The sequence below is a fragment of the Nocardiopsis sp. iso_186 genome (genome assembly GCF_056173365.1).
In genome coordinates this window covers 883,577-903,806 of the sequence record NZ_CM149670.1, presented here as the reverse complement: position 1 = coordinate 903,806, position 20,230 = coordinate 883,577, and the positions used below count along the sequence as shown (strand labels likewise).

The window sequence follows — 20,230 nt, the reverse complement described above, 5'->3', positions numbered from 1 at the left end:
AGGGTGATGCGTGCGCTCTCGGACGGATGCGTGGTTCGTTCTCCGTACCGGACGCGCGTGGGCGACCACGGAGTACTCACGGCCTTGTGGGCGCGGGCACTCCGATGAGGAACAGTCCGACGCGCAGCACACCGGCGGTGGCCTCGCAAACGTCGAGGCGGGCCGCGGCGGTCTGGGCGCACGCGTCGGCGTCACGGTGAAGGGTGTCCCCCGTGATGGCGTCGCACGACTCCCACCACTCATGGTAGGCAGCGCTGAGCTCCTCCAGGTATCGCACCAGGATATGGGGTTCGCTACGTCGCGCGGCGGCGGCCAGTGCGGCGGGACCGTCGAACAGGGTCGAGACGAGGTCCGCGGCGGCCGGTTCGGCGAGGGCCGCCGCAGCCACGGGATCGCCGAAGTCCCAGCCGCCCGGGGGGCGTCCCGACGCCGGCGCCCAGAGGTCGCGGGTGGCTCGGGCGTGGGCATGGGCGTAGCGAACGGCGAAAGCAGGGTTCGCTCCGACTGCGCGCGCCCACGTCCCCGGCGCCCAGGCACTGGGAAGTGCGGGGAGCCCCGGACCGGTGGCCTCGTCCGGGCGGACCCGGTCGGAGGGGCTTCGACAGAAGGAGAACCGGGCAGCGGCCTCTCCGATGACGGCGAGCAGCTTCGCAGAGGCGCCCTGTGGGTCGGGGGCGTCGATGTAGCGGTCGCGCCAACCGGTCCCTTCTCCGGCGCCGGAGGAGGGCGCCTCGACTCCGTGTCCGACCGCCGCGGCGATGCGCAGCCGCGCGTCGGCGCGGGCGAGGTCGCGCGCCGCGGCTAGGTCACCGGCCTGCGCGAGGTCGCGCAGCGGCGGCTGGGCCGACCGTTCGATCGCCGGTTGGGGACCGCCGCCCGCGAGATAGCTCCAGGGGTCCGCGGCAGCGGCGACGACCGGCCCGAGCCGGGACGTGGGGGTGAGGGTAAGGGTGAGGAAGGCTGCGCCCTCCACCCCGGAGCCGGCCACCGCAGGGTTCTCGCGCAGAATCGCCGCGGCACGGACGGCGAGATCGGCGGCCGACCGGCGAAACGGCCCGGCGAGGCGCAGCGGCAGACTGCTGGCGTAATCGGCACCGGAACCGGGGCGGGCCCGGCGCGGCTGCGCAGGAGGCAGTCGCTCGGTGGGGACACCGAGCGCGGCGGCACAGCTCGCGCGCAGGAGGGCGTTGACCCCGGCGGGTGTGCCGAGCGGCGGTGCGAGCCGGCTCACGCCGCTCGGGATGCGGCTGCGAGGTCGCGCACGATCCTGATGAGCTCCGCAGGATCGAACGGTTTGGTCAAGAAGGCGTTGACCCCGATGTCGGAGCCGCGGCGCAGGTCGGTCTCCTGGGCGCGCGCCGTGATGAGCACGACTTTCACGTGACGGGTCTCGGCGTCGCGCTTGAGGCGCGCGGCGGCCTCCCACCCGTCGAGCCGGGGCATCATCACATCCAGCGTGACCACCTCGGGCAGCACCTCCCGTACCTGTTCCAGGCAGTCCTGCCCGTCCACAGCAGTGTGCACGTCGAACCCCTCCAACCTCAGGTTCAACGCGATGAGCTGTCGTATCACTTCATCGTCGTCAACCACGAGCACGCGTCCACTGGCTTCAACCACGGGCGTGACACTAGCGCTCAAACGACCGGTGGCGCTGGCGGATGCCCAACCCGGTAGGAGCCAGATCGCACAACCCGCCTCGACACCCTGCTAGAGTCGTAACCGAACTGAGCCCCCTTAGCTCAGGGGATAGAGCAACGCCCTCCGGAGGCGTGTGCGCAGGTTCGAATCCTGCAGGGGGCACTCGAAAACCCATACCGGCCAGCGGATGCCCATAGCGTCCGCTGGTTTTTTCTTGCCCGCTCTCTTCTTGCGCACACCCGGTCCGCGCATTCTTGCGACCGTTGCACCGACGGCCGGGAGCGACCGCGACGACCACAATGGTCCCGGACCGGCAGGAGCCCACCCCTTCAGCACGCGCGAAAGTGATCCCCGTCACCGGGAGCAGTCGTTGTGGGCGCCGGCAAGGTGGCTGCCGCGCACCGCACCCGCCGGCGATCGGTTCGACACCGGAAGAGGGCGTCCACCCGGGACTGCCCGCGTTCCTGCCGGTAGTCGCGGTGAGCGTGCTTCTCCTGCTGCGAAGACATGCTTTTCCCAATTTTTCCGGAGACGCTGTCGGCTGCGGTGGTGTCCGCGACCCGCAGGGGCGCCTCGGCCGCCGGCGTCTTTACCGTGCCGTACTCGGAAATACGTCCCGGACAGCGGCTTCGCCCTGGCGGACGCTCCCTGGGCAGCGGCGGAGTGTGCGTCACGAGCAGCCTCGGCGCGACGGGCTCGACCGGAGCCGCCCTTTGGCCCGTCGTCTCGGTACGGCAATGGGATGCATCCCGGTTTCCTCACCCCCTGACGGCTGCCGGACGGCCGGGTAGGCTCGAAATTACCTCTTACCGCGCGGGGCGTCCGTTCCCCCCGCGAGCCGGACATCCGCGCCTTCCAGCGCCGCGGTGACGGTCTCCCCCTGTTGGAGGCGTCATAGGTCCGCGAACGAGAGGAAGAATCATGGACGAGCGGTTATCCGGACTGAGACGAGCGGCATCAGCGGCCGGCACGCGGGACCGGTCGGGCAGGAGCGGCAGCGATTTCGCCGAATTGTCCAGACGGGTGAACGGCGCGGGGCTCCTGAAACGACGCCCGTGGTACTACACCGCCCGGTTCATCCTGGTGGGCGCCCTCTTCGTCGGTGGCTGGACGGCATTCGTGCTGATCGGGGATTCCTGGTGGCAGATCCTGGTCGCGGCCTTCCTGGCAGTGGTCTTCACCCAGATGGGCCTGCTCGCCCATGACCTCGCGCACCGCCAGATCTTTCGCACCCGACGCCCCAGCGCCATCCTCGGCCGGGTGGTGGGCAACCTCGGCATCGGTATGGGTTACGGCTGGTGGATGGACAAGCACACGCGCCACCACGCCAACCCCAACCACGAGGACCTCGATCCCGACGTGGCCCCGGACGCGCTGGTGTGGTCCGACGGGCAGGCACAGCGGAGCCGGGGGGTGCCCCGGCTGTTGGGACGGTGGCAGGCCTACCTCTTCTTCCCGCTGCTCACTCTGGAGGGAATGAACCTCCATGTCGCCAGTGTCCGCGCGCTCTTCCGTCCCTCGCTGAAACAACGATGGATTGAGGCCGCGCTGCTGTTCGCCCACTTCGCGCTCTACATCGGTGTGCTGCTGCTGGTGCTCTCCCCGCTCAAGGCCCTGGTGTTCCTCGCCGTGAACCAGGGGCTGTTCGGCATCTACCTGGGGTGCGTGTTCGCACCCAACCACAAGGGGATGCCGACCCTGACCCGCGAAGACGAACTGGACTTCTTGCGCAAGCAGGTTCTGACCTCGCGCAACGTGCGAGGCGGCCGATTCGTGGACGCGGTGCTGGGCGGGCTCAACTACCAGATCGAGCATCACTTGTTCCCCAGCATGGCCACCCCGAACCTGCGCCGGGCGCAACCGATCGTGCGCGACTACTGCGCCGAACTGGGCGTGCCCTACCAGCAGACCGGGATGATCGACTCCTACGCCCAGGCCCTGCGGCACCTTCACCGGGTCGGCGCCCCGATCCGGAACGGCCTGCGCTCCCCGGCCCCCTCCGGCACCGGACGGCCCGATTCGCCAGGTTCCAAAGACACGGGGACGAAGACCGCCTAGACCGGTGCCTTCTCCCAGAGCAACCGGGTCGCCGAGCCCGGGTCCTCGATGACGGCCGGGGTCGGTTGGTCGAAACGCATGATGTGGCGGGTCCGCGGGTTCCACTGGGTCCAGCCGGGATCGCCGGTCGTGGCGAAGCGAATCCAGGCGTCGTGCATGGCAGTGGCCAGCTCACGGGGGGCGTCCGCGCCGACCAACCCCTCAAGGGCGTTCAGGGTGTCGAAGACGAAGCCGATCTCCAGCGCGTGGCAGGCGCCGAGCCCACCGCCGAGAACGGGGGTACGCCAGGCGAACTCGTAGCCGAACGTGCGCGCGGGAGCGTTCGCCCGCGCCTCGGCCACCCGATAGGCGGGAATGCGGTACGCCTGGTCGGTGATGACAGCGGCGAGGATGTCACCGGGGTGGTCGCTGCGGCAGGAGGTGGCGTAGACACGGACTGCTCCGGGATCGAGGCCGGCCCTGGAGAGGTGTCCGTCGAGGCGCTCCTCGGTGACGTGTGCGAGGAGCCCGTTGGCGACCAGGAGCAGCCGGTACTCGTCGCTGTTGGTACCGATGAGCAGGTCAACGTCGCCCCCCGCCCCCGCGGCGATGGCGTCAACCGGACGGGCGGGCACAAGGTTCCCGTCAACGACGGGGGCGAAGGGCAGCGGCAGGGAGCCTCCCGCGATCCGCTCCCCCCACACGGCGGGATCGGGCTCGGCCATGGCTTCCTTGGCCACCGCCGCCTGGGCCTCCAGTAGCGCCGCTACGGGCACGCGGCCCAATGCGGCGGCTGTGGGCTCGGTCCCCAACCGCTGGGCGAGCACCCCGGTGACCGTGGCGGCGTCAACCGGGTCGACGACGGTGGACCCGGCACCGGACTGGGCGGCGGCCCGGTGGAACAGGCCGCGTGCCCTGGGCATGGACAACAGCGTGCACACGCTCATCGCGCCCGCCGACTCCCCGAAAACGGTGACGTTGGCGGGGTCGCCGCCGAAATGCGCGATGTTGTCGCGCACCCACTCCAGTGCCGCGATCTGGTCGAGCAGCCCCAGGTTCGCCGGGGCGTCGGGGAACAGGCCGAAACCCTCGACGCCCAGCCGGTAGTTGAAACTGACCGCGACCACGCCGTCCCGGGCGAAGGCCGAACCGTCGTAGGCGGCTTCCGCACCGGAGCCGTTGGTGAACGCCCCTCCGTGGATCCACACCATGACGGGGAGCCCTGCGGCATCAGGGGCGGGGGTCCACACGTTCAGGTTGAGGTAGCCCGTACCGGGGACGGTCCGTTCCGGGAAGATCTCGGCGATACCGCCCGGGTAGGGGGCGCGCGGCGCGGTCGGGCCGAAGGCGTCCGTGGCGCGGACTCCCTGCCAGCGTTCGGGGGGTCGTGGGGGCCGGAATCGGTCGGGCCCGACAGGCGCGGTCGCGTAGGGGATTCCCCGGAACACCGACACGCCGTCGGCCCGGGTCCCTCGGACATTGCCGCGCGTCGTGGCCACGACCTCCACGGTCACCCCCTGTTTAACCGAAGTACTCGTTTCTTCCTACGTAGCCGAAGTGACGGCTGTCAATAGTCGGGAAACCGTTTGGTGGCACTCCCGATCCACGGATGCGCCAGGGCCGTCTCCTCGACCAGAACGCCGTTCGGCATGATGACGTTTGGTGGCCACTGGTCATCACGGACACCGCGGCAGGAACCGATGGAGGCGACAATGAGCACGTCGGCACCGACAGCAGCCCAGGCGCGCAAGGCATGGGCAGCGCTCGAACCTGTTCACACGATGATCTACTTCGCGCCGGAGGCAAGCGCGGCGTACGAGGCGATCGGCCTGGAGCCGACGGTCATGGGGTACTTCGCGTCACGCTCGGCGCCCCTCGGTGCGGTGGGCGCCGGACCGGTGACATCGGCCTTCTACAACTTCAACCCCGTCCTTGTCGCCGAGGCCGTGCCGCGGGCGTGGACGCTGGCCTCTCCCCGAACCGTGATCAGGACCAGGGTGAAGGCGGCAGACACCGCCCTGCGTTCGATGGCCGAGGAGAAGGTCCTCTTCTCCGAGGGCCTCGCAGAGGCCGCGGAGCTGGCCCGCACGGCGGCCCTGGAGGCCGGCCGTCACTCCCAGGGCCGCACCCTGTTCGGGGCGTACGCGGAACTGGAGTGGCCCGAGGAACCGCACCTGGTGCTGTGGCACGCCCAGACCCTGTTGCGCGAGTTCCGCGGGGACGGGCACTTGGCGGCGCTCCTACTGGCCGGCCTCGACCCGGTGGAATCACTGGTGACCCACGCAGCGACGGGCCGGGCGAATGCCCGGGCGCTGCGTGTGACCAGGGCCTGGAGCACCGACGAGTGGGCCGCCGCCACCGACCGGTTGGCGGCTCGGGGCATGGTCGCATCGGCCTATGACGGCTCCACCGTGCTCACCGAGGCCGGGCTGGGGCAGCGCGAGGAGATCGAGGCACACACCGACTCACTGGCCCTGGCGCCCTATGCCGCGCTGGGCAGCGCGGGGTGCGAACGGTTGATCACCCTGGCCGCGCCGCTGGTCTCGGCCATCGTCGCCGCCAAGATCCTGCCGGGCACCCGGCGCCGCTGAGCGCAGCGGGCCCGCGTCCCTCGATCACCCGGGAATCGTCGCCCTCTCCCGCTCCCCGCCGCAGGTCCTGAGGCAACGTCTCAGGGTGTCCGTCCCGCGGCGGGGCCGCCGGGGTTTTCGTCCCTTCCCACAGGTGGCCCCTTGCGCGCTGCCGGTATCCCGAACTCTCCGTATGGCGCCGCTCACTCCCCTGTTCGGCGATAGCGGGCAACTCTCCCCTCTCGCCACTTCGTTCTCATCAAAACCTGGGGTAACAGAGCATTCTCCTAGTCTCGCGAATCCCGGCCTGAGACACTGGGAACCGCGGTCACCTGGTCAAACGTGCCCCCTTTGCGCCAGAAGTCGGCAAATCCGCCATCCTGCGCGAGAAAGCGCGCGGTGCGAAACACCCGCGCAATGTCAACGTCCCCCGGCCAGAGCCCCGCTGTATCCCAGCGGCGGCCGGGAACGGGCCGCACAGCCGCTGCCGCGAGTACGGCGCACCGAGCCGACCGGCTCGCACCAGCACCGCCGGTCGGCGTCAACTGCTGCCCGCCACCGGCGTACAGGGCAGTGACCTGGACGAAAACGTCCCACGAACGGTCGTCGCCGTCCTGGCCACGGCGGCTGTCCCCCGCCCGGGGAAGCTCATCCCAACTCAACGGCGTAAGAGGGCGCCCAATCGTGGTGCTCCTGTCACAGATGTGAAACGAGGGGCCCATGCGAGTGCGACAGACCAGCAAACGCGGAGTCGGCGCATACAACGAAGACCGCGTCGCCGCGGCCGGGGAGTGGGCGTTCGTTCTGGACGGAGCGACCGCGCCGTCCGGCGTGGAGAGCGGCTGCATTCACGGCGTCACCTGGCTGGTGGACCGGCTCTCCGAATCACTGCAGGCCCTCATGGACACCGATATGTCCCTGGCCGACGTGCTGGCGTGCGCGATCTCGCGTGTGCGGTACGCACATGGCGGCCACTGCGACCTGGCCAACCCTGACAGTCCCTCGGCGACGGCGGCGTTGGCACGGCACAGCGACCAGGGATTGGACTATCTGGTGCTGGCCGATTCCGCCGTGCTGTTCGCGCTGGAGGACGGTGGCGTCCGCGCGGTCAGCGACACCCGGGTGGACCGGCTGCCGGGAGGCCGCCCCTACCCGCGGCAACTGGTGCGCGCCTCCCGTAACACCCCGGGGGGCTTCTGGGTGGCCAGCACCGCACCGGAAGCAGCCTACGAGGCGGTGACGGGAACGGTCCGGACCAACGAGTTCGCGCTGTTGTCGGACGGCTGCACCCGGCTGGTGGAGTACTACGGCCACAGCTGGGAGGCGGTGTGGAACCATCTCCGGGTGCGTGGGCCGAAGGCACTCGTGGACTGGGTCCGCGCAGAGGAACGCAGCAAAGGCGTCCCTCTTGGCAAAGTGCACGACGATGCCACCGCGCTGCACGCCCGCCTGGCCGCGCAGCCCGTCCGCAGTCTGGCGCCGCTCGGCGGCTGAGTACTGCCCTTCGACGCACCCGTCGGCATCCGATGTGGCGCTGCCCAGGGAAACCGTGTGGAATGAGTACCGTGGCACGCGGACGACTACGCATCTACCTGGGCGCTGCCCCCGGTGTCGGCAAGACCTACGCGGCGCTGGGCGAGGCCCGCCGGCGCCGCGAGCGGGGCGCCGACGTCGTGGTCGGCCTCGCCGAGACACACGGGCGCGTCCAGACGGCCGAGCTGCTCGATGGGCTCGAAGTACTGGCGCGCCGCGTGGAACGCAAGGGGGCCGTCGGTGAACTGGACCTGGACGCGCTGATCGCACGCCGTCCCGCGGTCGCGGTCGTGGACGAGATCGCCCGCACCAACTCCTCCGGCTCGCGCAACGCCAAGCGCTGGCAGGACGTGGAGGAGTTGCTGGACGCCGGAATCGACGTGATCTCCACGGTGAACGTGCACCACCTGGAGTCGCTCACCGACGTGGCGCAGCAGATCACCGGCGTGTACCAGCAGGAGACCGTGCCCGACGACGTGGTGCGCCGCGCCGACCAGATCGAGCTGTGCGACATGTCCCCCACTGCACTGCGCAGGCGAATGTCGCACGGCAACGTCTACTCCGCCGACAAGGTGGACGCGGCACTGTCCAACTACTTCCGCGAAGGCAACCTGACCGCACTGCGCGAACTGGCGCTGTTGTGGGTGGCCGACCGTGTGGACGAGGGATTGGCCCGTTACCGGGGTGCGCACAACATCCGGCTGACCTGGGAGGCCCGAGAGCGGGTGGTGGTGGCGCTCACCGGCGGCCCCGAAGGGGAGACGTTGATCCGACGGGCCGCCCGGATCGCCGCCCGGTCTCCCGGAGGCCGCCCCCAGCCCAGCCAGCTCATGGCGGTGCACGTGGTGTCCAGCGACGAACTGGCACGCACCCCACCGGAGACGCTGAGGGCGCAGCAGCGACTGCTCTCCGAACTGGGCGGCGGATATCACCAGGTCATCGGCGACAACGTCGCCGCTTCGCTGTTGGAGTTCGCGCGGGGCGTCAACGCCACGCAGATCGTTCTCGGGTCGTCGCGCAGGAGAGGGTGGCAATACCTCTTCGGTCCCGGAGTGGGCGCCGTGGTATCGCGTGACGCCGAAGACATCGACGTGCACATGGTGGGCCACGAGCATGCCGGCCGCGGCCGGGGGCCGCTCTCGATTCTCGGAGGCGGGTTGGGTCGCAATCGCACCGTGTGGGGCTGGCTGCTGGCCGTGGTTCTTCCGGTCGTGGTGACCCTGGCGCTGCGCGTCCCACCGCTGAACCTGCTCGACACGACGACCAACATCCTGCTGCACCTGCTGGTCACCGTTGCGGTGGCACTGGCCGGCGGTCTGTGGCCGGCCCTGTTCAGCGCGACGTGGAACACGGTGCTGCTCGCCCTCTTCTTCAGCGCGCCCTCGGGGACCCTGACGGTTCCGCTGCTGGACAACGCCGCCGCACTGGTCGCATCGGTGATCGTGGGGGCAACCGTGGCGGTTGTGGTGGATCTGGCCGCGCGACGCTCGGCCCAGGCCGCGCTCGCCCGGGCGGAGGCTGGCGCGCTGAGCCTGTTGGCGAGCAGCGTCCTCGATGGCGACGAACCGGTCCCCGCCCTCCTGGGGCGGGTCCGCGAAACCTTCGGGCAGCGTTCGGCCGCCCTGCTGGAGCAGGGGGAGAACGGCCAGTGGCGAGTGGTTGACTCGACCGGACCGGAGCCGTGCACCGATCCCGGGCAGGCCGACGCGCTGGTGTCGGTGAGCGACTCCCTGGCGCTGGGACTGCGCGGACACGTCCTCCCGGCGTCGGACCGCCGGGTCCTGAGCGCCTTCGCCACAAGCGTGGGAATCGTGCTGGAGCGCCAGCGCCTGACCCGGGACGCGGCGGAGGCGCGTCGTCAGGCCGCGGGCAACCGGATCCGGACGGCTTTGCTGGCCGCCGTGTCGCATGATCTGCGTACCCCGTTGACCTCGGTCAAAGCCAGTGTGTCCAGCTTGCGTGCGACCGACATCGCACTGGACGAGGCCGACCGAACAGAGCTGCTGGAAACAATCGAGGAGTCCACCGATCGGCTGAACGGGCTCATCGACAACCTGTTGGACATGAGCCGCCTACAGACCGACTCCGTGTGCCCGCAGTTCAAGGAGGTAGGGCTGGAGGAGGTCGTCCCCAGGGCACTCATCGGAGTCCCCCAGGAGCTGGTGTCCGTGGACGTCCCCGAGCAGCTGGCCCGGGTGCGCTGCGACTCCGGCCTGCTGGAGCGGGCCGTGGCCAACGTGGTGGAGAACGCGGTACGGCACAATCCGGCGGGGGCGGCACCGGTGCGGGTCTCCGCCAGCGTCCTCGGGGCGATCGTGGAGCTGCGCGTGGGCGACCACGGCCCCGGTGTCCCCGACGAGTCCAAGGAACGGATCTTCGAGGCGTTCCAACGGCTGGGCGACACCCCGAGGGGAACCGGAATCGGATTGGGGCTGGCCGTGGCCCGCGGCTTCACCGAGGCGATGGACGGCTCGCTGGTCGCCGAGGACACGCCCGGCGGAGGACTGACGATGGTCTTCGCACTGCTTACGGGCGATGCGCGCCCCGTGTCCGGGAGCGACTGATGCGGATTCTGGTCGTGGACGACGACACCCAGATCGTGCGCGCCATGCGCATCAACCTTCGGGCACACGGCTATGAGGTGGACACGGCGGCCGACGGCGCGGGCGCGTTGGCCTCCGCGAGCAGGTGTCCTCCCGATGTCGTGCTCCTGGACCTGGGCCTGCCCGATATGGACGGGATGGCGGTGATCGAGAGGCTGCGCGGTTGGTCCACGATGCCCATCATCGTGCTCTCGGCACGGCATTCCGCCGCGGAGAAGGTCCGGGCGCTGGACGCCGGAGCCGACGACTACGTGACCAAGCCCTTCGGCATGGACGAGTTGTTGGCACGGATGCGTGCGGCGGCACGGCGCGCGGCCCCGGTGGCGGAGGCCCCCATGGTGCGTACAGCGGCGTTCACGGTGGACCTGAACGCGAAAAAGGTGCTGCGCGCGGGGCAGCCGGCAACGGAGATCCGGTTGACTCCCACCGAGTGGCACATCCTGGAGATCCTCGTCCGCAACAGTGGGCTGCTGATCAGTCAACGACAGCTGCTGCGCGAAGTGTGGGGCCCCGCTTACCAGAGCGAGACCAATTACCTGCGGGTCTATCTGGCCCAGCTGCGCCGCAAGCTCGAACCCGACCCTGCCCGACCGCGTTACCTGATCACCGAGGCGGGGATGGGGTATCGATTCGAGAAGAGGGAGTGACCGTTGACGTCGGTCGCCTCAGGGGGCCCGTGCGCGCTGTCCGGCAAGGGAACCGTCCCGGTCCTCGGAGGGCCGCTCCTGTCCGCGGGGGAAGGCCGGCCCGCCCGGGGCCGGGCGGCTCGGCGGGATCCGGTTCCTCCAGCGCTACGACTCGGCGAGCTCGACGACAGCGGCGTATTCCGGGGTCGCGGTCTGCTCCTTGTCGGCAAGGCCGACGGCGAGTAGTGGGGCGAGGGCCCGGCACCAGTCCATGAGGCGTTTGGGCGGCACACCGATCGCCGGGGCGAGGATCTCGACCCGCTCCCGCACCTCACCCACCGACGCCGCACGCCACACCGCCCAGTTGACGGCGTCGGCGGCCGGGTCCCCCACGCATCCGCGCGGATCGACGGCGACGAGACCACGCTCCGGCCCGCCCACCAGGACGTTGCCCGGGTGCAGGTCACCGTGCAGGGGAACGACGTTCTCCCTGGCGCAGGCCAGTGCACGGGCGAGCGCGTGCCCGTGGTGGACCATCGACGCGGGGACGACTTCGGCGGCCGGTCCTTCTGCGCGCCTGCGCTCCCAGAGCTCGAAGACGAAGTTGATCCGGATATCCAGCGGATACATCTCCCGCAGCACCGACTCAGGAGCAGGGACGGAGTGCAGTTCGGCGATGAGCTCACCGATATCGGTGAGCGGCGGGAGCACACCGCCCTGAGCGATGCTGTCACCCGGTTCGATGGCCTCCATGAGCAGACCGCCACGGCGGGGATCCACCCGGTAGACGTCGGGCACCCTCCGGGTGGGCGCCCACAGACCGAGGGTGCGACCCTCCATAGCGATCAACGCGGGGTCCGGGGACAGCTTGAGGATGGCCGCCGAACCGTCGGACTGTCGGCAGCGCACCACCACCGAGGTCTGCCCGTGCGGGGCCGCTCCCAGAAGGGTCAGCTCCCAGTCGTCGGCCAACTCCTGGGCTCGCGCCGGAAGCCCTTCGAGCCAGTTGAGCGCCCCTGCACCGAATCTGCGAACGATCCGGTCCCGCTGCCCACTGTCGATCAATTGCGCTGCGACGTCGTTCATACAACCCACCCTGTGACCTCTCCGTACCAGTACCCCTGCTTCCCCGTCTTGGGGAAATCACGCACGTCACCGGGGTTCGGCTTGACGTACGAACCATCAGTGACCTGGTCAGCGCGGCGGAAATGCAGCCGTGTACGCGCGAGCCCCCGGCCCGGACCGGCCCGTACAGGGCGACCGGTGGGTACACGGTGGTTCGGCGGGCCCACTCCGGCCCCTGCTCGTTCCTCAACGGCGTGCCACCGGTCCGCGTCGCCTGCCGGAAGATCGGGGCAGCGGAAACCGTGCACCGGGTCACGGCCGGCTCCTGTCCACGGAACCGGGCACGTCGTCGTTGCCGTTTGCACGCGACGGGTCCGGCTCGGTTCGAGCCGGACCACGCGGGGTACCGCGTGCTTTCCTCTGGCGAGGGCGCGGCGCTGATCCCCGGTCGGCGTTCCCATGACCGACCGAAGCACGGGGTCAGGCGGCAAGCCTGGCCTTCGCCGCACGGTGCTGTGCCAGCAGGGTGTCGATGACGACCGGGGAGGGCCCAAGCGGGGCGGTGACGCTCGTGGCACCGATGTCGCGAAGGCGGTCGAGGTCCGCCCCCTCCACCAGCTGCCAGGTGGCGACGGCGACCCGCTGGTGGCCGTTGCGGCGCAGCCGGTCCACGGCATCGGAGACCGAGGGCGCCCAGGCGTTGAGATAGCCGATCTGGACCGGGGCCTGGACGCGGCGGCTCAGCATGCGGGCGACATCGGTCACCTGGCGGCGGTCGTCGTTGCCGGGGCCGGCGTCGGCCGCGAGGACGACACCGTCCCCGGAACGCCAGCCCGCGGCACGCAGTCGGCCCACGAGCTTGGCGACGATCGAGGGGACCGCTCCCAGCGGCGCGGTTGCGCAGGCGTCGAAGCGGTCGGCGATGTTGAGCTCGGCGAACAGTTGTGCGCTGGCCATGTCCCCGCCGGCGAGGAAGGCGGGGACCGCCACCAGGGGACCGTTGACGGCCTCCACCGTGGCCTGGAGTTCAGCACGAGTACCAAAGGCCGTCAGCACGGGGGCCTCCCCGCGTTCGGCTACAGCGTCGGCCAGGTCGCGCAGCGCCTCCTTGCGATGCGCGTCACGTGAACCGTCTGCTACGAGAACCATGGTCGGGACCATATCCGCCTCCTCCAAAACCACCGAGTACCCCTGCTCGTTAATGCCGAGGCTAATGAGCAGGGGTTTCACACGAATGAAGCCGTGTTACACACGTGAAAACAGCGTGCAATGACAACATCAACCCTGTTCAAAGGGACCGCGAAAGACCGTTTGCGCGACCACTCTGGCGCGGAAACGAGAGGAATCCCACCCGCTCTACCTGCACCGAACAACCGCACTCCGCTGAGGATAACCGAGAGCAATTGGCTTTTCCAGATCACAGGGATGTTACGCCGATCACTCGACACGCGTTCTCCCTAAAGCCGAACCCAGCCCCACTGGGGCAATGGAGGACCTGAGCACTCCTAATTACCAACCTCTCTAGAGAGATTCCGGCCGACAGGCGTTCGCCATTGCCAAGAACGGCGCCGGGGAACTTGAAAATACCCATCTGCGACCACGATTTAACATTTTCTCCCACGGTCGGATCGCAAATTAGCGGAAACTCAAAGAATTCACCCCAGCCCCACCAGCAATTCCCCACCCCTCTGGCAACCGGCTTATCGCAGGTCAGCGGGCAGTTATCAGCCTTCTCGGGATTTAACCGAGCTGATTCACCTTGGGAAACGACTAGCGATGGGAACCGTTTCACGCGCTGCCCCGGCAAGCGGCTTCTTCGCGGCACATCCGGGCGCTTGACCGGTACGCACCTGGTCAGTAGGGAGCCGAGAACGATCGGCCACAACCGGCCGTGCCCGACAGGAGTAATGGGGGCACGACGGCGTCGATCATGGCGAGCGACAACCACACAACCTCGCTGAACTGGCACAACGGATCGACGACGGGGATCTGGGACGGCCAGGCGGTGATACGCGGAGCAACAGTAGGTGATCCCCGGAGGGTTGACCGACCGCGTTGCCAGGAAGACCCCGGTCAGGACACAGTGGCGCGCCCTGCCGGCGGGCCGGGACGAACACAGGAGGAGTGCTGGTGGCCCAAAGCGCCCATGACGAACTGATCCGCCGCGACCCCGGGATCCCCGGACTGGGCGTGCTGCTCGACCCCACGGCCGTTCTGGACGCGGTCCACGCGCTACTTCCTCGCGGCGTCGAGCGACCGTCCGCCGCACGCGCGGCCTACCTGCACTATCAACCGGGCGTCCGGTTGACCGCGGGGCTGGTGCTCGACTACCCGAGCGGTCCCGAGTGGGCCTTCGCGCGTGCGTTCTCGGCAGGGGACAGCGGTACTCGGATCGCCGAGGAGGCCGACTACGCGCGCAGATGGGCTCCACAGCCGGGAGCACACTCGGTGGACGTGAACGCTCTCGTCAACCCCCGACTGCGCGGACCGCTCAACGACCCCGCCACCGGCGTGGTAATTGGCCCCCCGGTGGACGACCGCTCCGTTCCCGCGGCCCGGCACTTCGCATCCAGCCCACACGGTTTCGCGGCAGGGCCGGGAAGTTCGGTGCACACCCTCGCCTACCAACCGGGACGACGCTGGGTGGGGCGCGTCAACGACGCCTGGCACACACCGCGACACGTGGTCCGCGCCTATGCCGGCAGCGTCAACGTCGCCGCCTACCTGGCGCTGGCGGCAGCCGGGCTACCGGTACCGGACCTGGTCCGGGTGAGCCGGTACGGACTGCTGGCACTGAGCTGGACACCGGGCGAACCGCTGGACCGGGTGACGGGAGAACGCGAGGAGGCTCTTCGCGAAGCCGGCGGGCTCCTCGCCCGGATCCATGCCGTGACACCACCGCGGGAACTCTCCCGGTCCGACGCTTCCGGGGCGCCGGTGGCCGCCGCCACCGTCCTGGCCGGCATCCTCCCCGGCTTGGCAGCCCGGGCGGAGGCGGTCGCACGGCGGTGCGGGGAGGCGTTGCGGAGCCTGGCGGCCCCGCAGGTACTGTCGCACGGCGACTTCCGCGCCGAGCAGGTGGTGCGCGGCGAGCAGGGCCTGGCCCTGGTCAACCTGGACCGGGTGCGCATGGCACATCCCGCCTCGGATCTCGCCGACTTCGCGGCGGCCGATTACCTCCACGGGCGCGCGATGGGAACCGACCCGACTGCGACCCTGGGGCCGCTTCTTGCGGGCTACGTGGACGAATCGACACCGGATCTGGCATTGGCGGTGCGACGCGGCCTCGGGGTATTCACCGCAGCCTCATTACTGCGTCGGGCCGGGGAGCCCTTCTGCACCGGCGCGCCCAACTGGGACACGCGAGCGGAGTCCATGGTCGGGCTGGCCGAGGAGCTACTGGCAGCGGACTGATTCCGCTCCGTGTCGGTCGGCATTGCACACCGCTCACAGCCACTCGCAGCGAGTCAATGTTTCCGCAAGTCAAGTCATTGATTTTGTTTTGAGTCCAAAAAGAATTCATTTCTTAATCAACGACTGCGTTTACTCACGGTAATCAGCAAAAAAGACTTTAGTCCCTTCCCCCAAGAAACGTGATGAGCTAATGCAGGAAATCCAGCATTTCTCTTATGGCTTCGTGACTCCGGGCCTGGCCTACCTGGTCTCGTTCGTCGGGTCACTGCTCGGGCTGGCAGCAACCTCAAGGGCGCGAACTGGAGAGGGTGCGATCCGGTGGGTCTGGCTCGGAGTCGGCGCGATCTCCATCGGTTTCACCGGGATCTGGGCGATGCACTTCATCGCGATGGTCGGCTTCGGCGCCCCGGGCGTCTCCATCCGCTACGACATGCTGCTCACCGTCCTCAGCGCGCTGCTGGCGACCGCATTCGTGGGCGTCGGACTCACCATGGTGACCCTGCTGGACCAGAGCGCCAAATCACTGCTGCTCGCCGGCACGATCACCGGCCTGGGGGTGGCGGGCATGCACTACACGGGCGTGGCCTCGATGCGGCTCAACGGTCACCTGACGCACGACTACGTGTTCGTGGCCGTTGCGGTGGTGATCGCTGTCGTGGCGGCGACCGCCGCGCTGTGGGCGATCCTGAACGTACGGGGCAAGCTGGCCACCGTCGGCGCGGCGCTGGTGATGGGCGTCGCCGTCTCCTCGATGCACTACGTGGGAATGCTGGGCATGGGGGTTGAAGCCCACACCGGGACGACCGCGGCGCTGACGGCGCTGGACGGCGCTGGAGCGTCAGACGTCTTCGTTCCGCTCAGTGTGGCCCTGACCGTGTTCTCGGTGCTGTTGGCACTCGTCGTCATCCTGTCCCCGAGCGCGGAGGAGGTCGCCGAGGAACAGCGGGTGACCGCCGAGTTGAACCGGCTCACCTCAGCGGCCCTCGACGGCGACGCCTCCTTCTCGCCCGGCGCTTCCGGTGGCCGGCACGAACGGCGCTGACCCACGCGTCCCGATGGTGGTGCGTGCACCACCATCGATGGGGTGAACGGGTGCGGTTCGACCGCGTTCACTTGCCATCGGCAGGCTCGGCTCCCACACTGTTGGGTAAAGACGCGGGGCCGCGGGGCCGCCCTGACGAGTCGGCCGATGTGCCCGTCACCAGCCACCCCGACCGATGGCACCCGCCACCACCGGATCGAACTGGAGTTGACGATGGCTGTCCACCCGCAGGCGCGAACTGTGGCGGAGGCCTTCCTCCTCGATGCCGACCAGGAGGCGCCCGGCCTGGTCGAAGGCCTCTACCTCACCGGTTCGGTGGCCCTTGGCGATTACCGGCCCCGGACCAGCGACGTTGACTTCGTGGTGGTGACCCGTCAGCGCCTGGACTGTGCCCAGAACGCCGCGCTGCGGCGGGTGCACTCCAGGATGCGGTCCCGGTTCCCCCACCCCCAGTTCAACGGTATCCACGTGGCCTGGGACGACCTCACCCACGACCCTCAGCACTGTGGGCCGGTGGCCTCGGTGCTGGGCGGGCGTTTCCGGACCAGGGCGGGTGCCGACGTCAACCCGGTGACCTGGCACGTGCTCGCCGAGCGCGGAGTCCCCGTCCGCGGACCGCACCCGCTCGAACTGGACGTCTGGGACGAGCGCGCAAGCCTGCAGGCATGGTCGCTGGGCAGCCTCGACCAGCACTGGCGACGCTGGCGGGCCAAGGCCGGACGCCTGGTCACACCGCGCGGCCTGGCCGCCCTGGGGTCGCTGGCCCCGTCCTGGAGCGTGCTCAGTGTGAGCCGGCTGCACTTCACCCTGCGCACCGGGGAGATCACCTCGAAATCGGGGGCCGGCTTCTACGCGCTGCACGCCTTCCCCGACCGCTGGGAACGCATTGTCAACGAGTGCCTACGCGTACGCCGGAACTCGGCGCTGCCCTCGCTGTACGAGAACGCGCTGGCACGGCGGCGTGCGGCACTGGACTACATCGAGATGGTGCTGGACGACGCGTTGGCCACCAGTCCGGCCTGACGCCGTTGCGCCCGCTCGCCCTCGATCGCCGCAGTCTCCGGCCGATCCGGCGGGGCTAACCTGTGAGCCATGACCAAGCGCCCCATCGTCCTCTTCGGCGAGCCCGTCCTCACCGCGCCGACAACCCCGATCACCACGTTCGATCGTCATACCGAAGCCCTGGTCCGCGACCTTTTGGACACCGTTGACGCCCCTGGCCGGGCAGGGGTCGCCGCCACCCAGATCGGGGTCGGGCTGCGCGCGTTCAGCTATAGCGTCGAGGGTGACATCGGTTACGTGATCAACCCCGTGGTCGTGGAGCGCTCGGAAGAAATCCAGGACGGCAACGAAGGCTGCCTCTCCGTACCCGGGCTCTGGTACCCCACCAAGCGCTCGCAGTATGCCGTGGTCAACGGAGTCAACCTGCGCAACGAACCCGTCACCGTAAAGGGCAGTGGGCTGCTGGCACGCTGCCTCCAGCATGAGACCGATCACCTCGACGGCATGCTCTACCTCGACCGGCTGGACCGGGACAGCCGCAGGGAGGCGATGGGCGAGGTCCGCAGGGCCGAGTGGTTCCTGCGCACGCAGGCGCCGGCCCCCAGTGCTCTCCCGTCAGCTTTTGGTGGTTTGGGGTAGTTTCGGACTTTTAAGGTCACAAATTAGGACACCGACTAGGCAGATAACGGGGAGATCTCGTAGGGTCTGCTGAAGCATCACGTGGCCCACCGGAACTATTCGCCCCTTCGAAGCGAGGCCACAGGTCCGCCCCACGGAGCAACTCACTGTGATCAGAAACCACGAACCCGTCTTCACGCGTGCCCGCCGTCGCGGCGCCGTCGTCACCGCGCTGCTCACCGCGGCGCTGGTCGCACTGCCGGCCACCGCGCACGCCGACCCGGAAGACGAGGAAATCACCCTCGAAGAACTCAACGAGCAGGCCGAGACGCTGGAAGAGGAGTACGACGGCGAGCTTCGCCAGTACACCAGCGCGAAGCAGGAGGCCGAAAAGGCCGAGGCCAAGCTGGAGAAAATCGAGCGCCGACTGAAGTCCTCGCGTGGAAGCGTGGCCAGCCTCGCCGCGGCCCAGTACAAGAGCAGCGGACTCGACCCCTCCATCGAGATCGCGTTGAGCAGCTCGCCCGACGACATGCTCGGCGACGCAGCCCTGCTCGGCCAGATCTCGCACAGCAACGGCTCCCGGGTCAGCAACCTTCAAGAGGTGCAGGTCGAGGCCGAGGAGGCCGACAAGGAGGCCAAGAGCAAGCTCAAGGAGGCCAAGGAACTGGTCAACGAGCTGAAGGGCCAGCGCGACGAGGTCAAGGAAAAAATCGCGAAGTACGAGGCCGAGCAGGTACCCGAGCCCGCCGCCGGCGGCGGTGGCAGCGGTGGCGGGAGCGGCAACGGGTCTGTTCCCGACAGTGCGCGGGGCCCCGGTTTCGACGGCGTGACCCCACGGATGGCGGCCATCCGCGACGAGATCATCGGCGAGTTCGGCGCTCCCTACCCCGTGGGCTGCCTGCGCCCCGGCGACTCCGGCGAGCACGGGTCCGGACGCGCCTGCGACTTCATGATGAGCGCCGGTGGTGCGGCGCCCAGCGCGGCGAACCAGCAGTTGGGCACCCAGATCGCCGAGTACGCCAAGAACAACGCCGACCGCCTCGGCGTGATGTACGTGATCTGGGAACAGAAGATCTGGGACTCCCGCAACCCCGGCGCCGGCTGGAAGCCGATGTCGGACCGGGGCAGCATCACCCAGAACCACTACGACCACCCGCACGTCTCTTCCTACTAGAGACGGCGCCGTGTGCGCCCGCCGGCTCGTTTCCCTGGATCCGGGGGGCGCACACGACCGGGTCACTCGTCCCTGCGGTCATCTCCGGCAGGCCCTGCGGGATCGGAAGCAGAACACAGGAAGGGCTCCAGCCACACGGCAACGCGTTCGGCCCGCTTCGGGGTCATGGCTCTTTCGGCATGTCCCATTCCCGGTTCGATCCACAGCTCCTTGGGATCGGCGGCCGCCTCGTGGATGCGGCGGGCATGCTCGACCGGGAAGTAGCTGTCGGCGTCGCCGTGCACCACGAGCAGTCCGGCGGGGGCGATGGCCCCGGCGAGCTCGGTGGGGTCGGGCGGTATGACCTCCCAGGTGCGCCTCACCACGCGGACCTTGCGGGCCAGTCGCAGGAACAGCCGGCCCACCGGCTGTTCGACACCGAAGGTCAGCAACCGCATCCGCGCGGTCCCCCGGTAGAACCAGCGGCTGGGACCGCTGACCGCGACCACCGCGCTCACCCCGCCGAACATCCCCGCGTGCCGCACCGCCACGGCCGCTCCCATGGAGAAGCCCACGGTGGCGATCCGGGTATAGCCGATTTCGCGCAGGTGGGCGACCACTGCTTCGAGGTCGAGGACCTCCTGGTCCCCCACCGTGCACTCACCGCTGGAATCGTAGTGACCGCGGAAGTCGAACGTCATGACGTCGCCGACCGCCAGCATCCGGTCGGCGATCATGGTGGTGTTGGGGCTGCGCCAGGTACCGGTGAACCCGTTGGCCAGGACGACCGCGGCCGTCCTGGTTCCCACTTTGCGCAACACCGAGTCGATGTGGACCCCGTCGCTCGTGGTCAGCCGCTGCCTGCGTGGTTCCGGACGTGGGAGCTGATCATGCAGTAGATCGGACACACGTTCCATCGTGCCCGT

General features: G+C 69.1%; 16 protein-coding genes and 1 tRNA gene. 11 read left to right on the top strand and 6 right to left on the bottom strand.

Translation table 11 applies throughout. The features are described from left to right. Positions 1-76: 76 nt before the first annotated feature. Together AC0VYP_RS04050 and AC0VYP_RS04045 are read right to left on the bottom strand one after the other, a co-directional pair. The gene (locus AC0VYP_RS04050) at positions 77-1,231 is read right to left on the bottom strand and encodes a DALR anticodon-binding domain-containing protein (protein ID WP_475472560.1); all 1,155 of its coding nucleotides are present in this window, start codon (positions 1,229-1,231) and stop codon (positions 77-79) included. Then, positions 1,228-1,596, bottom strand: a complete 369-nt coding sequence (locus tag AC0VYP_RS04045) for a response regulator (RefSeq protein ID WP_475474155.1) — start codon at positions 1,594-1,596, stop codon at positions 1,228-1,230. The genes AC0VYP_RS04050 and AC0VYP_RS04045 overlap by 4 nt, the downstream gene beginning before the upstream one ends. Before the next feature lie 132 nt (positions 1,597-1,728). On the opposite strand from AC0VYP_RS04045, the gene AC0VYP_RS04040 reads away from it, so the two are divergent. Both AC0VYP_RS04040 and AC0VYP_RS04035 read left to right on the top strand, forming a co-directional pair. Further along, positions 1,729-1,800 (top strand) — tRNA-Arg (locus tag AC0VYP_RS04040). A 759-nt stretch (positions 1,801-2,559) separates the two neighbouring features. Beyond that, the gene (locus AC0VYP_RS04035) at positions 2,560-3,696 is read left to right on the top strand and encodes a fatty acid desaturase family protein (protein WP_285761913.1); all 1,137 of its coding nucleotides are present in this window, start codon (positions 2,560-2,562) and stop codon (positions 3,694-3,696) included. Here the strand turns inward: AC0VYP_RS04035 and AC0VYP_RS04030 are convergent. After that, positions 3,693-5,174: a carboxylesterase/lipase family protein gene (locus tag AC0VYP_RS04030; protein WP_475472558.1), complete on the bottom strand. Its 1,482-nt coding sequence runs from the start codon at positions 5,172-5,174 to the stop codon at positions 3,693-3,695. The genes AC0VYP_RS04035 and AC0VYP_RS04030 overlap by 4 nt on opposite strands. A gap of 213 nt (positions 5,175-5,387) precedes the next feature. Here AC0VYP_RS04030 and AC0VYP_RS04025 point away from each other — a divergent pair, with 213 nt between their 5' ends. The 4 genes from AC0VYP_RS04025 to AC0VYP_RS04010 all read left to right on the top strand — a co-directional run bounded on the left by AC0VYP_RS04025 (position 5,388) and on the right by AC0VYP_RS04010 (position 11,028). Further along, positions 5,388-6,266 carry an SCO6745 family protein gene (locus AC0VYP_RS04025; RefSeq protein ID WP_285761912.1) on the top strand — a complete coding sequence of 293 codons (879 nt, stop codon included), beginning with the start codon at positions 5,388-5,390 and terminating at the stop codon, positions 6,264-6,266. A 699-nt stretch (positions 6,267-6,965) separates the two neighbouring features. Next, a complete protein-coding gene (locus tag AC0VYP_RS04020; protein ID WP_285761911.1) occupies positions 6,966-7,739 on the top strand; it encodes a protein phosphatase 2C domain-containing protein in 774 nt (257 codons plus the stop codon). Between the two features lie 62 nt (positions 7,740-7,801). Continuing rightward, positions 7,802-10,342, top strand: coding sequence for an ATP-binding protein (locus tag AC0VYP_RS04015; RefSeq protein ID WP_285761910.1), 2,541 nt, complete (start codon positions 7,802-7,804; stop codon positions 10,340-10,342). Then, positions 10,342-11,028: a response regulator gene (locus tag AC0VYP_RS04010; protein ID WP_285761909.1), complete on the top strand. Its 687-nt coding sequence runs from the start codon at positions 10,342-10,344 to the stop codon at positions 11,026-11,028. Before AC0VYP_RS04015 ends, AC0VYP_RS04010 begins: the two co-directional genes overlap by 1 nt. A gap of 144 nt (positions 11,029-11,172) precedes the next feature. On the opposite strand, the gene AC0VYP_RS04005 is transcribed toward AC0VYP_RS04010, so the two are convergent. Beyond that, complete coding sequence (locus AC0VYP_RS04005; protein ID WP_475472555.1) at positions 11,173-12,093, bottom strand: aminoglycoside phosphotransferase family protein; 921 nt, start codon at positions 12,091-12,093, stop codon at positions 11,173-11,175. 459 nt (positions 12,094-12,552) lie between these two features. After that, positions 12,553-13,233 (bottom strand): sirohydrochlorin chelatase, encoded by a 681-nt coding sequence (locus tag AC0VYP_RS04000; protein ID WP_475472553.1) that lies wholly within the window; start codon positions 13,231-13,233, stop codon positions 12,553-12,555. A 969-nt stretch (positions 13,234-14,202) separates the two neighbouring features. Between AC0VYP_RS04000 and AC0VYP_RS03995 the strand changes: the two genes are divergently transcribed. The 5 genes from AC0VYP_RS03995 to AC0VYP_RS03975 all read left to right on the top strand — a co-directional run bounded on the left by AC0VYP_RS03995 (position 14,203) and on the right by AC0VYP_RS03975 (position 19,325). Further along, the gene (locus AC0VYP_RS03995; RefSeq protein ID WP_475472551.1) at positions 14,203-15,486 is read left to right on the top strand and encodes a phosphotransferase; all 1,284 of its coding nucleotides are present in this window, start codon (positions 14,203-14,205) and stop codon (positions 15,484-15,486) included. Between the two features lie 190 nt (positions 15,487-15,676). Next, a complete protein-coding gene (locus tag AC0VYP_RS03990; protein ID WP_475472549.1) occupies positions 15,677-16,528 on the top strand; it encodes an MHYT domain-containing protein in 852 nt (283 codons plus the stop codon). A gap of 213 nt (positions 16,529-16,741) precedes the next feature. After that, positions 16,742-17,551, top strand: coding sequence for a nucleotidyltransferase domain-containing protein (locus AC0VYP_RS03985; RefSeq protein ID WP_285761989.1), 810 nt, complete (start codon positions 16,742-16,744; stop codon positions 17,549-17,551). Positions 17,552-17,620: 69 nt separating this feature from the next. Next, the gene (gene def / locus AC0VYP_RS03980) at positions 17,621-18,169 is read left to right on the top strand and encodes a peptide deformylase (protein WP_475472547.1); all 549 of its coding nucleotides are present in this window, start codon (positions 17,621-17,623) and stop codon (positions 18,167-18,169) included. 148 nt (positions 18,170-18,317) lie between these two features. Next, positions 18,318-19,325, top strand: a complete 1,008-nt coding sequence (locus AC0VYP_RS03975; RefSeq protein ID WP_475472546.1) for a coiled-coil domain-containing protein — start codon at positions 18,318-18,320, stop codon at positions 19,323-19,325. Positions 19,326-19,387: 62 nt separating this feature from the next. Here the strand turns inward: AC0VYP_RS03975 and AC0VYP_RS03970 are convergent, their stop codons facing one another. Continuing rightward, positions 19,388-20,212 (bottom strand): alpha/beta hydrolase, encoded by an 825-nt coding sequence (locus AC0VYP_RS03970; RefSeq protein ID WP_285761903.1) that lies wholly within the window; start codon positions 20,210-20,212, stop codon positions 19,388-19,390. Between the last annotated feature and the right edge of the window lie 18 nt (positions 20,213-20,230).